Source organism: Phaeodactylibacter sp., from assembly GCF_040219495.1.
In the GTDB taxonomy this organism is placed as follows: domain Bacteria; phylum Bacteroidota; class Bacteroidia; order Chitinophagales; family Saprospiraceae; genus Phaeodactylibacter.
In genome coordinates this window covers 53179-67462 of the sequence record NZ_JAVJSK010000068.1, presented here as the reverse complement: position 1 = coordinate 67462, position 14284 = coordinate 53179, and the positions used below count along the sequence as shown (strand labels likewise).

The window sequence follows — 14284 nt, the reverse complement described above, 5'->3', positions numbered from 1 at the left end:
AGGTTATTTAATCATAATACCTACCGTTAACGAATAGGTAGGCAGGGTGCCCGCTATGGGGCCAAACATTTCCACCCCTTCCCGGAAGGCACGGACCCGGCTCCCATCGGTGGCTAATTCAGCCCGCCTGGGGAAGAAACGCCCCCGCTCCCGGAGAAAGACCCTTTCGGACTGACTGTAAGGCATAAGGTAGTCGGCACGCAGGAATAGCTCCCGGCTGGGGTTGAGTTCAATCGCCATTTCCAGGCTGAGCTTCCAACTGTAAATCCGGTCCCCCAGGTACATATTCACTTTGTTGGCTTTGAATTTCTTATCATCCGCTTCAAATCTGCCGAAGTCATTATCCGCTTCTCCTACCTTTCTGCCGTAAAGCAGGCGGCTGAATTGTACCATAGGGCGTATGTACAGGGGGCGGTACTTTTTCGTCAGGTTAAACTGAAGCCCGCCGCCAATAGCACTTTCCCGGTAAATGCTGTTCCATAAATCTCGGCTCAGAGTCCAGCGCAGCAGGTAGCGGTCCCGGTAGGTAACGCCCAACGCCCATTGATATACCGGCTCAATCTCGCGGGCCTCCAGCATTTCGTCTACCTCAAGGATAGCAGGGCCTTCAGGCGTGTCGTAATACCCCAATTGGTACTGTGCGCTTGCGGTACTCAGAAAATGAGTACCAGCACCATAGCTGAAGTAAAAGTCCCAGTTGGAAGCCCCGGAAACAGCCCGGGGGATAGCCGGCACATAACTGATGTCGAAACTATCAGCTGTAGGCTGAGTAGTGGACTGTACCTGGGCAATGGAGTCTTGCTGCCGGCGCAGGGTATTTATAAAAGTGGTATCAAAGACCTCTGTGGCTTTATTCTGATTGTTGAGCTGCCGGACTGTTTCTGCCAGTCGTTCATCATTGATTGGAGCAGTATTGTAGGCAGCCCAGAAGTCTTCATCGTAGGTGCCGGTCCGGTCCAGGAAACGGTCGTCCCTGCCCAGCCGCTCCATGTAAGGAATAACTTTGCCCCGGCCTGGCTTTACTTCGGTCACAATGAGTTCGTTGGTGTAAATGCCTCCGTCTTTCCAGGTACCTTCCCGCAGCGCCTCGCTCAGATGCCAGCGCCCGTCCACTTCCCGGTAGTTGACAAAGTAACGGTTGCCTTTCCAGTTGCCGGTGTACAGTGGGTAATCATTGTACTTGCGCTGGGCGTCCGGAAGAATCTCAAAAGACGCCCGAACGATGGCAAAAGACAGGGTGTCCAGGTAAAGCTCCCCTTTCATGCGTGCCCGCTTGTCGTTGTCCTCCCGGTCAAAGCTAATCACATACACCGGGCGGTCATTGTGAGTGGTAATACTTGAAATCCAGTATTTATAGGCTTCAAAGTTGTCTTCTTCCAGAAAGTCTTCCCGGTTCTTTACAAAATCAAAGCGGTCAGCAGCGAGGTGACCAGAAGAAAACCCGGTTGTACTGCGGAGCTCTTCTTCGGGGACAAGCACGACTTTGCGGCCTTGTGCCAGGCTAACCTGCCCTTCCTTGTCGTTTTGATAGCTGCGCTTGTACAAATTCAGCACTCCTTCGGCAAGGTAGACGTAAGTTTGTTCTGCGTTGGTCTTAGATTCCCGGTAGAAGCCAGTCAGGGAAGTCGGGAAGTCAGGGTAATTGTCCGGGATGCGGCGTACGGCTTTTCGGATAAGGTCTTCCACTTTTTGCTCGTCCATCACCACAATCTCCTGCAGTACTGAAGGCGACGGCTGCAGGCGTGCCGTCAGGCGGCCTGCAATTTCGGTAATCGGCTTAGTGTAGTTCAGGAAACCCAGATAAGAAATCTGCAGGTCTGAATTGCGGTAATAATCGGGTACTTTCAGCGTAAACTGCCCATCGTACCCACTTGTCGTGCCAATACCCCGCTGGGGAATGCCAATGTGAGCATGGGAGAGCGGTTCGCCCGTTTTTGCGTTCAAAACACGTCCCTGAAGGACAACGTATCCGCTTTGCTGAGCGGTCAGGTAGATTGGGAAAAGCATAAGTAGAGCGAGGTACCGCATAGGGTCAGGTGTTTTAATAAACGCTAATGAAGTAGAGCTGCACGGGCGATCCACTGTGGCAGCGTTAAAATATTTCAAATCCAAGACGAATCAGCCTTCAATTTTGTTTCAGGGAAAACGAGTAAAATTACCATATTATGGTTATCTGATTTGGGTAGAGTATATTTGCAAAAAAAGAACGCATGAATATTCTTCTGTTGGGTGGTGGCGGGCGGGAGCACGCCTTTGCCTGGAAAATGAGCCAAAGTCCACTTTGCAAAGCTTTATTTATCGCACCTGGTAACGCAGGTACTGCCCAACACGGTACCAATGTAGCGCTGAGCCCCAATGATTTTGAGGCCGTCGGTACTTTTGTACAGGAGAACGAGATCAATATTGTCGTAGTGGGCCCCGAAGAGCCATTGGTCCGCGGTATTTACGATTACTTTAAAGCTGACGAAGCGCTTAAGCAGGTGCGGATTATCGGGCCTTCTGCACAGGGCGCCAAACTGGAAGGCAGCAAAGCTTTCGCAAAGGCTTTTATGCAACAGCGGGATATCCCCACAGCGGCATACGGTGAATTTACGCCGGATAACCTCGAGGATGGATTAGCGTATATCGATAACCATGCCCTGCCGATAGTCCTGAAAGCCGATGGCCTGGCAGCGGGTAAGGGCGTGCTGATCCTCCACGACCGGGAAGAAGCGAAAGCGGAACTTAAAGCCATGCTCGGGGGGAAGTTTGGCGCTGCAAGCGAGCGCGTAGTCATTGAGGAGTTCCTGGACGGGATCGAGTTCTCCGTATTTGTTCTGACCGATGGGAAATCCTATAAAATCCTGCCCATTGCCAAAGATTACAAAAGAATTGGCGAAGGCGATACCGGGCTGAATACCGGGGGTATGGGCGCGATTTCCCCCGTTCCTTTTGTGGATGACACCTTGCTGAAAAAGGTGGAAAACTGGATCGTCAGCCCTACGCTTACCGGGCTGCAGGAACTGGAGGCCCCCTACGAAGGCTTCATCTTCCTGGGGTTGATCAAAGTTGGGGACGACCCTTACGTGATAGAGTACAATTGCCGCATGGGCGACCCCGAGACAGAGGTGGTCTTCCCCCGCCTCAAAAGCGACTTGGTAGACTTACTGATTGCTGTCGGAGACGGCACACTGGATAGCAAAAAACTCGAAATTGAAGAACAGAGCGCAGCTACGGTCTTTTTGGTTTCAGGCGGCTACCCTGGGGCTTACCAAAAGGGAAAAGCCATCACAGGGCTGGACCAGGTAGCGGGTAGTTTGGTGCTCCATGCAGGTACAAAAACGGAAGAAGGTATCCTGAAAACGAACGGTGGCCGGGTGCTGGCACTGACCTCTTTAGCGGATAACTTCAAAGAAGCCGTCAGTTGTTCCCTGGCTAACGCGGAGCGGGTACAATTTGACCAAAAATACTTTCGTACGGATATTGGATTTGACCTTTAGAGGGATGCTAAACACCGCATCTCGTAGCACAAAGGAGCAGTAATGGGCAGAGCACAGCTGGAAATTATTGGCGGCACATTAGGGAACGGCTTTGTCCGGATGGCCCCTGGCAGCCCGGATCATCCCCTGAAGCCCTTGCTCCGCTACAGCGACGCCCGCCCGTCTTACGGTGGGCAGCGTATCCTCGTCGTTGACCATAAAGTACTTTCCGGAGACTGGGAAGATCAGGTGCGACAGCACAACGTTGATCAGGTCGTCATTTGGGGCTTTGAGGCTGATCAGGCCCGTGAGTGGCCGTTTACCGTTTTGTCCAACCCTATGGAGGCCCGCCGGTACTTCTCCCGACAGCCTTTTTTCAATACCCTGTTTTTGGTCTGCGCCAGCGAAGAAGAAATCTATACCGAGCTGCTCGGGTACATGGGCGCTCCGATGCATCAGGCCACCTTGCGGGTCGACCTGGATGCGCTGCGGCACAACCTCGACGTCCACCGGGCTTCGTTGAAGGCAGGAACAGCAGTAGCTGTCATGGTCAAAGCCAATGCCTATGGTACAGGGTTGATAGAAACTGGGCGGGCATTGGAACGGGCAGGGGTAGCGTACCTGACCGTTGCTTATGCCGATGAAGGTGTGCAACTGCGGCAGGCGGGCATACAGTGCCCCATCATGGTCCTGAACACCGAAGAAGCCGCTTTTGAGTATTTTGTGCGGTGGGAACTGGAGCCCGTGGTGTATCACTTTCCGCTCCTCAAAAAACTGGCAAGATACCTGGAGCGGCATGCTGTTACACGGTCTGTTCACCTGGAGTTCAACACCGGCATGAACCGTCTGGGGTTCGAACCAGCCGAAGCCGAAGATTTAGGGGCTTACCTTTCTGGCCAGCCAAATGTGCGGGTCGCTACGGTTTTCGCCCATCTTGCCGCAAGTGGGGCACCGGAGCATGACGCTTTTACGAGACAGCAGATGCAACAGTTTACCAGTGCCTGTACCCAATTAGAAGAAAGTTTGGGGTACAGCCTCCGGCGGCACCTGCTCAATTCCGGGGGCGTCGCCCGTTTCCCGCAATACGATATGGATATGGTGCGTTTGGGAATCGGTGTTTATGGTGCTGATGAAACGGGCGTGCTTCAGCCCCGGCTGCAGACTGTAATGACGCTGGAAGCCCGCGTTTCTCAAGTCCGCACACTGGGTGAGGGCGCAACGGTTGGCTACAGCCGTGCCGGGAAGCTGCCCGCAGGCGCAGCAATTGCCACACTCGGCATCGGATATGCAGATGGCGTACCACGGGCACTCAGCAACGGGCGGCACCGGGTCCTTATCAACGGGCAGCTGGCGCCTATTGCCGGCAACGTGTGCATGGACATGTGCATGGTCAATGTATCTGAAATACCGGAAGTGGAAGCCGGGGCAGTTGCCACTATTTTTGGGGCAGAGCCCTCGGCAGAAGAGGTCGCTACAGTACTGGGAACCATTCCCTATGAGGTATTTACTTCTGTGGGGCCGCGTGTCCGGAGGGTGTACTGTGAAACACTCCGAAAAGGATTGAACAGATAAGGAGCGCAGCAATATTTTTTAGGGTGCGGTATTTTACTAATTTTGCGGCGGTCTCCCCCAATGCGAAAAAATAATTAACAAAAACAATCATTCATGCTCAACCTTATGATTAAGCGCTTTTGGATGCTGCTGGCATTAGCGGTACTGATACCGGGGCTTAGCTTTGGACAGGACGATCCTGTCTTATTTTCCGTTGACGGCAAGCCCGTGCAACAGTCTGAGTTTGTGTATATCTATTCCAAAACCAACGGCAAGAAAGCAGACTTCTCAGAGGCTTCTCTGGAGGAGTACCTGGATTTGTATGTCAAATTTAAGCTGAAAGTGGCCAAGGCCCGTGCGATGCAGCTGGATACGGTCCCGGAGCTGATGACCGAGCTCAATGGCTACCGCCGGCAGTTGGCTGATTCTTACCTTATCGATAAGGAGGTGACAGAAAAGCTGATTGAGGAAGCCTACGAGCGGTCCAAGCAGGATGTTGACATCAGCCATATTTTGGTCTCCGTAAAGCCGGATGCCACTCCGGAAGAAATTGCTGCTGCCAAAGGTAAGCTGGAACGCGCCATGAAGCGGATTCAGGAAGGCGAAGATTTTGAGACGGTTGCCCGCTCGGTTTCTGACGATCAATCTGCAAAGAACAACGGTGGACGGATCGGCTATGTGACGGTTTTATTCCCCAATGGTTTTTATGAGCTTGAGAAAGCGGCTTACAAAGTACCGGTGGGCAAACTGAGCGGCCCCATCCGCACAGATGCAGGCTTCCATGCGCTGTTGGTACACGACCGCCGCCCGTCCAGGGGAGAGGTGGAAGCGGCACACATCCTGCTGCGCACCGACGGCGACCGGAATGAAAAAGCCGTCAAAGCGCGTATCGACAGTGCCTATCAGGCACTGGAAGCTGGTGCGGACTTTGATGCGCTGGCCAAAGCGGTTTCCGAGGATTCGCGCACCGCTGCTAAAGGTGGCTATATTGGCTTTTTTGGCATCAACCGTTTCTCCAGAGAATTTGAAGAAGCCGCGTTTGGCATGAAAGAAGAAGGGACTTACAGCAAGCCTGTGAAAACGAGTGTAGGCTGGCACATCCTTAAACTTATTTCTCGCCGGGGCATACAACCCTATAACATCGAACGGGGTCGTTTAGAAAACGCGATTAAAAAGGATAATCGTTTCGAGCAAGCTAAGGCCGCTATGGTGGCCCGCATCAAAGATGAGGCAGGCCTGAAAGCGTATCCCGAGGCACTCGGCAGCTTTACCGAATCACTTACGGATACCTTCCTGACTTTCCGGTGGCGGGCCCCGGAGACTCCTTCTCAGAAGGTACTCTTTCAATACGGGGACGACTTTAAGGTCACTGTAGGTGATTTTGCCGATTACCTGGAGCGGTCTTCCCGGGAGCGCATCCGTATGGGCCGTGGCAAAGATGTTGCATCGGCAGTAACGACCCTCTACGAGAACTACCTGGACGAAAGTGCCATGCGCTACGAAGAGAAGCAACTGGAGCAGAAGTATCCCGACTTTAAAGCCCTGATGCGGGAATACGAAGAAGGTATCCTGTTGTTTGAAGCGACCAAGCAGTTGGTTTGGGACAAAGCCTCTCAGGATACCGTGGGGCTTGAAAAGTTCTATGAAACGGTAAAAGGCAAGTACCGCTACGGCAACCGGGCAGAAACCAGCATCTACCGGGTCTCCAATGAACTCAAAGATCAGATGGAGGAAGTCCGTGCCTTTATTGCAGAAAACACGCCGGAAGCCGTGTTGGGAAAATACAATGACCCCGATGCGACCTTCCCGCTCATTACGCATGAATCTAAGAAGCTGGACAAGGCGCTTTATCCGGAGTTTAAAAGCATGGAATGGACAGCGGGGGCAATCTCCCAGTCAGAGCCTAACCCTCAGGCGCAGAAGTTCAAAATCACGAAGATTGAAACACTGCTGGAGCCGCGCTTGAAAACGCTGAACGAGGCCCGTGGGTATGTGGTAGCCGACTATCAGGACTACCTGGAAGAGCAATGGGTGCAGGAATTGCGGGAAACTTATGAAGTAGACATCAACCGTAAGGTGTTCAAGAAGCTTATTAAAAAGTAAAAATTGTTCTGCAGGTGCGAAAGCCGGGCAGGCGCAGCGCTGTCCGGCTTTCGCCATTTTTGTTGTCCAAAAGACCGATTATGAGAGGTTTAGGGATTTTTATATTGATGCTGGGCCTACTGTTTGGAGCGTCCGCCTGTATGCAGGGAGATGGAGCAGCCGCGGCAGAAGACCAACTACTGGCGAAAGTCCACAACAAAGCTCTTTATATCTCGGACATGGAGGGCATGTTCCCGGAAGGCACTTCTGGTAAGGACAGCTCCATCATCATTCAGATGTTTGCCAACCGATGGATGCGGGAGGCGCTGCTGTTGCACGAAGCAGAGCAGAACATCCCCAGTGACCTGAATATCGATAAACTGGTCAGGGATTACCGGGCTTCCCTGATTCGGCACAACTACGAAAAAATCCTGGTACAGGAGTTACTCGACAGTACGGTGACCGACGAGCAGCTGGCAGAATTTTATGAGCGCAACAAACAACAGTATCAACTCGAAACCCCTATAGTCCGTTGTTACTTTGTGAAGGTGCCGGTGCCAGTGGCTGAAGCCAATGAGCTGCGGCAGCTTTGGAATAACAAAAGCCAAGACTTGAAATCGCTGGTCAATTATTGTACCAAGTACGCGGAAGCCTATTTGCTAACCGATAGCGTCTGGTACCGTGTGGAAGACATCGCCCGGGAAATGCCCAAAGGCACCGTGACGGTAGATAACATCAGCGCTAAGCAGGATTTCAGTCAGCGGGACAGCGAGTACCAGTACTATTTTAAGGTATTTGAGGTCAAAAACCGCAAGGATATTGCCCCACTGTCTTACATCAAAGGGCAGGCCCGAAAGGTGATCCTGCGCAACCGGAAAGGGAATTTACTCGAAGATAAGATCGAAGCGATGTACCAAAGAGAGCTTCGGCGCAACAACATCAAGATATATTACTGATTATGAATACAGCAATGAAATATTGGATCAGCGCCCTGTGCTTCTTGTGCATTGGAACAAGCGGCTGGGCTCAGCGTGAAGTCATAGATAAAGTCGTTGCAACGGTAGGCGGAGAGCTGGTGCTGCTCTCAGAGGTGGAAGAACAGCGTGCCCTGATGGCTTCGCAGCAATCTAACCTGCCTGATGATATCCGTTGTAATATCATGGACCAGATCATGGCCAACAAGCTGCTGCTCAATCAGTCTAAGCTGGATAGTATTATGGTAGCGGACGAGGAAGTGGAAGTACAGCTGGATGCAAGGATTGAGCGTATCCTGGGCTTTATGAACAATGACGTGAGCCAGTTTGAAGAATACTACGGGCAGTCCATTAATGAGGTGAAAGCACAATTCCGGGAAGACCTGAAAAGCCAGTTGCTGGTAGAGCGGATGCGCGGCCAAATTATGGCAAGTGTAACCGTTACGCCATCCGAGGTGAAGGAATTTTTTAGCTCTATTCCCAAGGATAGCCTGCCTTACTTCAACTCTGAAGTTGAGGTCGGTGAGATTGTGTACAAGCCAAAGATCAATAAAGGAGAACGCGAGAAAGCCATTAGCTTGCTGGAAGAGCTGCGCGAACGGATTGTGGAGGCAGGTGAAGACTTTGCAGAGCTGGCTGGAAAATACTCCGACGATGGTTCTGCCCGTTCGGGTGGCGACCTGGGATGGGCCAAGCGCGGGCGCTACGTGCCTGAATTTGAAGCAGCTGCCTTCCGCCTGGAAAAGGACGAAATCTCTCCGGTGATTGAATCCCAATTTGGGTTCCATATTATTCAGATGCTGGAACGGCGGGGTAATTCCATCCGGGTCCGGCACATTCTTATCAAGCCTGCAATTACAGACGCTGACCTGGAGCTGGCTAAAGCCCGCCTGGATAGTGTCCGCCACCTGATCATGGATGATTCCATTAGCTTCTCTCTGGCTGTAAAGCGTTTTGGCAACGATGAACAACAGAGCTACAATAATGATGGCCGCATGGTCAACCCGGCTACCGGCAATACCTTCTTTGAAATTGGCGACCTGGACCCCGATATTTACTTTACTGTAGATACGATGGACGTCAATAGTGTTTCTGCCCCGTTTATGTTCCGCGACCCCACCGGGGAGCGCTACTTCCGGATCGTGCAGCTGCAATCGCGTTCAAAACCGCACAAGGCAGACCTCAAGCAGGACTATTCCAAAATTCAGCTAGCCGCCATCGAAGCGAAAAAAAACGACTTCATCAGCGAATGGGTGGAAGACAAAGTTGATGCCACTTACATCGATTTGGACCCCATGTTCAGCGGTTGCCCGGTGTTAATGAAGTGGACCATCGATAAAAATGCGAAGCCATAAGATTCCGCCCGGCGAACCGCCCGCCGGGCAAAACTTTATGCAGCATCGTTCGTTAAATTGCAGTATTCTCAAATGCAAACTGCGATAGCTATATGCACGATATCGAGCCTTATTATCGCTGGAGAGGAAATTATATTTCTGCCCGGGATGAACGCTCCCCGTTCTACGGACGCTCCTACAGCGAATTTACCTTCTCCAATAAAGTCTACAACTACTTTATACACCCGCAGTGGGATGAGTTTGGCTCTGACACCCTATACCTAAAAGTATTGTATGCCGACTATGAGGAAGCCTTTACCATCATCGAGCTCATTGGCGAATGGAATGATGCGCTCTCCAATGATGTCATGTACCTAAAGCGGGAAGTCATAGACCGCATGTCAGATCAGGGCATCTACAAATACATCATAGTATGCGAAAATGTGCTTAACTTTCACGGCTCTGACGACTGTTACTACGAAGAGTGGTACGAGGATGTTGTTGAAGAAGGGGGGTGGATTTGCTTTGTCAACACCCTGTCTCATGTGAAAGAGGAAATGCAAGACACCCAATTGCATCAGTTTGTTAACTTTGGCGATGCGTTTAACGACATCAACTGGCGGCCTCATAAGCCTAAACTGTTTTTCAAGGCTATGGACGCGCTGGTGCACGGTGAACTTCAACGGTATCTTCCTGAAGAGCTGTAATTAATTCTAACGGCATGCATCAATCCGGATTTGTGAATATTATTGGCCGGCCTAACGTCGGCAAATCTACGCTTATGAACGCCCTTGTTGGCGAGCGTATGTCCATCATTACTAAGAAACCGCAGACCACCCGTCATCGTATCATCGGGCTGGTGAGCGGAGACGATTATCAGGTTGTTTTTTCGGATACGCCCGGGGTAATCGAAGCTCCTTCCTACCGTATGCAGGAGTCCATGAACCACTTTGCCTTCTCCACCTTTGAAGATGCAGATGTCATGATGTTTGTCACGGAGCCAGGCGAGCATTACGCTGACGACGACCCCATCATTCAGCGCCTGCAAAATGTCAAAGTGCCGCTGTTCTTGCTGATCAATAAAATTGATACCGTAGATGATGGGAAAGTGCTGGAGTTGATCAGGTTTTGGAATGACCGGATTACTTTCACAGAGACCATCCCGGTTTCTGCCCTGCAGAAGGTCAATACAGAGCGTTTGATGGAGGTGGTCATGAAGTACCTGCCTGAGGGTCCCGCTTACTACCCCAAGGATCAGCTGACCGACCGCCCGGAGCGCTTTTTTATCAGTGAAATCATCCGGGAGAAAATTCTGATTCTTTACCAACAGGAAATCCCTTATTCCTGCGAAGTGATCGTTACGGCCTTTCAGGATGGCGAAACGACGAGGGGGGAGCCATTAGTGCGTATTAGCGCGGAGATATATGTAGCTCGTAAAACCCAAAAGTCTATCATCATTGGCAAGGGCGGGAGCGCGATTAAAAAGCTCGGCATGGAAGCCCGCAAGAGTATAGAAGAGTGGTTAGATAGTAAGGTATTCCTGGAGCTGCACGTCAAGGTGAAAGATAACTGGCGGGATGATGAGCGGTCGTTAAAGCATTTTGGGTATTAATCAACCTGTCTTATTTCATAGTCTTTCCCAATCTCCACCTTGTACTCCCGTATGGCCATCGCCTGATCGTACTGCCGGGGCTCAACGCCTGTTTCGAGCAGTTTCTCTACGGGCGCGCCGCAACTGGAACAAGCCCCTTCCACGATGACATCGCCGGCCGGGTTAAGCCATAGTTTTTCCGGACGGACAGCGTTGTCTTCCTTTTGCCGGCAAGCCGGGCAGAACGCATCCCGCAGGGCAGCAGCATAGCGGGGCTCGAAGGGCTTGCCCATGATCAACCGCAGGTCTTCTTCAGTGATGGATATATCTACGTACATATTGCTTTTACTATCTTAGAGTTTGTTCCAAATATAGCCTTGGAGCGTGTTGGGACTTTAGTAATCGGGCTTGCTTATACTTCGTCCCGAAAATCCTTCCCGCAAACTGCGGGACAGGCATTTAACTCCGGCTAAACTCCGGTTTTCGTGCCTCGTACAACCAAAAAATGGTTAGTTTTCGACTAGGAGACAAAAGTCCCAACACGCTCTTAGGTCCAAACAGCTAGTCATGAAAGTTATTCGGTACAACGGTCTGGTCTTTTTATTGTTTGCTTTGACACTTTGGAGCTGTAGCACAGCGCCGAAAGCCACCCGGCTGCAGTCCGGGCTGATTATTACACAGTCAACCGATTTCCAATCTGACACCCTTTTTATTTCCAGTGAGACCTTGTCCCGGCCGGTTCTCATTATAGAAGGGGAAGGGCTGACGGTTGACTTCGGCGGTGCTTTACTCATAGGAAGTAAAACGGATACCCTGCCCAACACTTTTACCGGATTGGCTGTACTGGTGCGCAACAGCAAAAACGTGACCCTCCGCAACCTCAACGCCCGGGGGTATAAGGTGGCGCTAATGGCGGAAAATACCGATAGCCTGATTATCGAGGACTGCGACTTTAGCTATAACTACCGGCAGCGGATGAAAAGTACCCCTCAGGCAGAAGACCTCAGCGATTGGCTGTACCATCATCACAATGAGGATGACGAGTGGCTGCGGTATGGCGCGGCGGTCTATCTGAAAAACTGCGATGCCGCTACGGTCCGCCGCCTCCGCGTCACCGGCGGGCAAAACGGGCTGATGATGACCCATTGCAATCAGGGGGCTTTCTATAATAACACCATTCAGTTTAATTCAGGTATCGGTATCGGGCTGTACAGGAGTAGTTACAATCAGGTCATGCACAACCGCCTCGACTGGAATGTGCGGGGCTTCAGCTACGGGGTGTACAGCCGCGGGCAAGACAGTGCCGGCATTTTGTGCTACGAGCAAAGCTCAAACAATACCTTCGCCTACAACTCCGCCACCCACTCTGGCGATGGCTTTTTCCTTTGGGCAGGGCAGCATACGATGGATACCGGTGAGGGCGGGTGCAATGACAACATCATCTTTGGCAACGACTTTTCTCATGCGCCCACCAACGGCATTGAAGTGACTTTCAGCCGTAACATCATAGCCGCTAACCGCCTGCATGAGTGCCGCTACGGTATCTGGGGCGGGTACAGCTACGAAAGCCTGATGAGCGCCAATGACCTCCGAAACTGTGACTTCGGTATCGCTATAGAGCACGGGCACGGCAACACCATTCAGTACAATATTTTTGATAGCTGCGCTGTGGGCGTCAAGTTGTGGGAACGGGCAACGCAACCGGAGGATTGGGTCTACACTCAACAGCGGGAGGTGGATAGCCGGGATTATACCCTGCAGCATAACCTCTTTTATAAAACGGGCATTCCGCTTTCGGTCTCCGGCACCTCCAATATGGCGGTGAATGACGACAATCAGTTTTATGCATTCGAAAAGCTTTTGGAGGTTGAACAGCCTAATGACGCACTCGTGCTGGTGAAAAACCGGATTGGCAGGGGCGCGCTCGGTGACGCCAGCGCTTTTGCAAGCGATAATCCAACCGCAGACTTGCCTGCCCCCGCTGTACGCCGCAACTGGCGCACTACTAGTCGGGGGCTCGCACCCGTTCAAAAGATTCAGCCTGCCCCCTTGCCCGATGCCGGGGATGCTATGCTGCCGGAAGGGCACCTGCGTGGACGGAAGTATATCCTGGTAACCGAATGGGGGCCTTATGATTTTCGGCGGCCCATCGCCTGGCTGCGTGCACAAAACGAAGAAACAATGACTTTTTTGTTGCTCGGACCACAGGGCAATTGGCGGCTCAGCGGAGGGGAAGGCTTTACTCGGGTGACGCCCAAAACGGGGACCTTCCCGGCTACAGTCACGGCCCGAGTTGATCCGGACGCTGAACGGCAGGCTTTACAATTTGAGTTTGTGGGAGAAGCCGTGACTACCGCCTTTGGGGTGTTTAAGAAGCGGGGTGCTGCCGTATCTTTCCAGTGGGATAATTAGATTTATTCGGGTAAGGTAAACCGGATCCTGTCCCCAGGGCGCAACTGTGCTAATATGGGCAGATCGTCTGCAAGTACCTGTACCAGCCGTGGATAACCACCGGTGGTCTGTGCATCTGCCATCAGGATGATGGGCTGACCGGAAGGAGGCAACTGCACCGTACCCGGCAGTACGGCTGATGAAATGAGCTGGCCTAATGTTGAAGTATGCTCTACAGTCTCCTTCAATCGCAGCCCCATCCGGTTGGCCTCATTACTCACGGTGAAGGCTTTGCCGAAAAAGCGGGCAATCGCCAATCGGGAGAAGGCGGGCCACTCTGGACCGGGTAAGACACCCACCGTTCGTTGTTGAGGAAAGGCAGGGCGGTTTTTCAGCTCTATTGCCCGAATGGGCACCAATTTGCCGGCTTTGATATGGATACGCTGATGAGGCCGGATCACGCTTGCTGGCGTGAGCTGATCCGCCTGAAAAGGAGGCGGACTGCAACTGCCGAGCCATTTCGGTACTTGCCATTCACCGTGAACGGCCAGGTACGTTCGGCAACCTTTTTCCATGCGACCGACTTCCAGTACCGATCCGGCGCCGACGGTCAGTGTGGTGTAGGTTGGTACGGGGGCCCCATTGAGTTGAGGTTGGATAGAAGCGCCGGTCAGGGCAATTTGGGCTGGGGTATGAAAGCGCAGCCGGGGCCCCATCAGGGTACTTTCCAGAACAGGCGTAGAGAGGGGGTTATGCACCAGCTGATTAGCGAGCGCCGCCGCCCGCCGGTCCATCGCACCCCCAACGGGCACTCCGAACGACTGATAGCCCGGCCGGCCTTCATCCTGCAGGGTATCGTACCATCCGGTAGAACCTATTTCGATCTCGGGCATCTGGTTGAGG

The 14284-nt window shown here is 52.3% G+C and carries 11 protein-coding genes; 8 read left to right on the top strand and 3 right to left on the bottom strand.

Annotated features, from left to right (window positions below; genetic code table 11):
• Positions 1-3: 3 nt before the first annotated feature.
• Entirely contained in the window at positions 4-2028 is a 2025-nt protein-coding gene (locus RIC19_RS10270) for a carboxypeptidase-like regulatory domain-containing protein (RefSeq protein ID WP_350178222.1), read from the bottom strand.
• A 182-nt stretch (positions 2029-2210) separates the two neighbouring features.
• On the opposite strand from RIC19_RS10270, the gene purD reads away from it, so the two are divergent.
• The 7 genes from purD (at position 2211) to era (ending at position 11011) form a co-directional block, all read left to right on the top strand.
• A complete protein-coding gene (gene purD, locus RIC19_RS10265; protein ID WP_350178221.1) occupies positions 2211-3479 on the top strand; it encodes a phosphoribosylamine--glycine ligase in 1269 nt (422 codons plus the stop codon).
• A 42-nt stretch (positions 3480-3521) separates the two neighbouring features.
• A complete protein-coding gene (alr, locus tag RIC19_RS10260) occupies positions 3522-5030 on the top strand; it encodes an alanine racemase (protein WP_350178220.1) in 1509 nt (502 codons plus the stop codon).
• Between the two features lie 93 nt (positions 5031-5123).
• Positions 5124-7112 carry a peptidylprolyl isomerase gene (locus RIC19_RS10255; RefSeq protein ID WP_350178219.1) on the top strand — a complete coding sequence of 663 codons (1989 nt, stop codon included), beginning with the start codon at positions 5124-5126 and terminating at the stop codon, positions 7110-7112.
• An 80-nt stretch (positions 7113-7192) separates the two neighbouring features.
• Positions 7193-8047, top strand: coding sequence for a hypothetical protein (locus RIC19_RS10250; RefSeq protein ID WP_350178218.1), 855 nt, complete (start codon positions 7193-7195; stop codon positions 8045-8047).
• A gap of 2 nt (positions 8048-8049) precedes the next feature.
• Positions 8050-9420 (top strand): peptidylprolyl isomerase, encoded by a 1371-nt coding sequence (locus RIC19_RS10245; RefSeq protein WP_350178217.1) that lies wholly within the window; start codon positions 8050-8052, stop codon positions 9418-9420.
• 92 nt (positions 9421-9512) lie between these two features.
• The gene (locus RIC19_RS10240; RefSeq protein ID WP_350178216.1) at positions 9513-10106 is read left to right on the top strand and encodes a hypothetical protein; all 594 of its coding nucleotides are present in this window, start codon (positions 9513-9515) and stop codon (positions 10104-10106) included.
• 14 nt (positions 10107-10120) lie between these two features.
• Positions 10121-11011: a GTPase Era gene (era, locus tag RIC19_RS10235; protein WP_350178215.1), complete on the top strand. Its 891-nt coding sequence runs from the start codon at positions 10121-10123 to the stop codon at positions 11009-11011.
• Here the strand turns inward: era and RIC19_RS10230 are convergent.
• Positions 11008-11328, bottom strand: a complete 321-nt coding sequence (locus RIC19_RS10230; protein WP_350178214.1) for a hypothetical protein — start codon at positions 11326-11328, stop codon at positions 11008-11010. The genes era and RIC19_RS10230 overlap by 4 nt on opposite strands.
• A 229-nt stretch (positions 11329-11557) precedes the next feature.
• On the opposite strand from RIC19_RS10230, the gene RIC19_RS10225 reads away from it, so the two are divergent.
• Positions 11558-13402, top strand: coding sequence for a right-handed parallel beta-helix repeat-containing protein (locus tag RIC19_RS10225; protein WP_350178213.1), 1845 nt, complete (start codon positions 11558-11560; stop codon positions 13400-13402).
• Positions 13403-13404: 2 nt separating this feature from the next.
• Here RIC19_RS10225 and RIC19_RS10220 read toward each other — a convergent pair whose 3' ends face one another.
• A complete protein-coding gene (locus RIC19_RS10220) occupies positions 13405-14274 on the bottom strand; it encodes a 5-oxoprolinase subunit C family protein (protein ID WP_350178212.1) in 870 nt (289 codons plus the stop codon).
• Positions 14275-14284 lie beyond the last annotated feature (10 nt).

Coding starts and splice junctions, on each gene's coding strand:
- RIC19_RS10230 (WP_350178214.1), bottom strand. CDS start 11,328: ATGTACGTAGATATATCCATCACTGAAGAAGACCTGCGGTTGATCATG.
- RIC19_RS10225 (WP_350178213.1), top strand. CDS start 11,558: ATGAAAGTTATTCGGTACAACGGTCTGGTCTTTTTATTGTTTGCTTTG.
- RIC19_RS10245 (WP_350178217.1), top strand. CDS start 8,050: ATGAATACAGCAATGAAATATTGGATCAGCGCCCTGTGCTTCTTGTGC.
- RIC19_RS10255 (WP_350178219.1), top strand. CDS start 5,124: ATGCTCAACCTTATGATTAAGCGCTTTTGGATGCTGCTGGCATTAGCG.
- RIC19_RS10250 (WP_350178218.1), top strand. CDS start 7,193: ATGAGAGGTTTAGGGATTTTTATATTGATGCTGGGCCTACTGTTTGGA.
- alr (WP_350178220.1), top strand. CDS start 3,522: ATGGGCAGAGCACAGCTGGAAATTATTGGCGGCACATTAGGGAACGGC.
- RIC19_RS10270 (WP_350178222.1), bottom strand. CDS start 2,028: ATGCGGTACCTCGCTCTACTTATGCTTTTCCCAATCTACCTGACCGCT.
- era (WP_350178215.1), top strand. CDS start 10,121: ATGCATCAATCCGGATTTGTGAATATTATTGGCCGGCCTAACGTCGGC.
- RIC19_RS10240 (WP_350178216.1), top strand. CDS start 9,513: ATGCACGATATCGAGCCTTATTATCGCTGGAGAGGAAATTATATTTCT.
- RIC19_RS10220 (WP_350178212.1), bottom strand. CDS start 14,274: ATGCCCGAGATCGAAATAGGTTCTACCGGATGGTACGATACCCTGCAG.
- purD (WP_350178221.1), top strand. CDS start 2,211: ATGAATATTCTTCTGTTGGGTGGTGGCGGGCGGGAGCACGCCTTTGCC.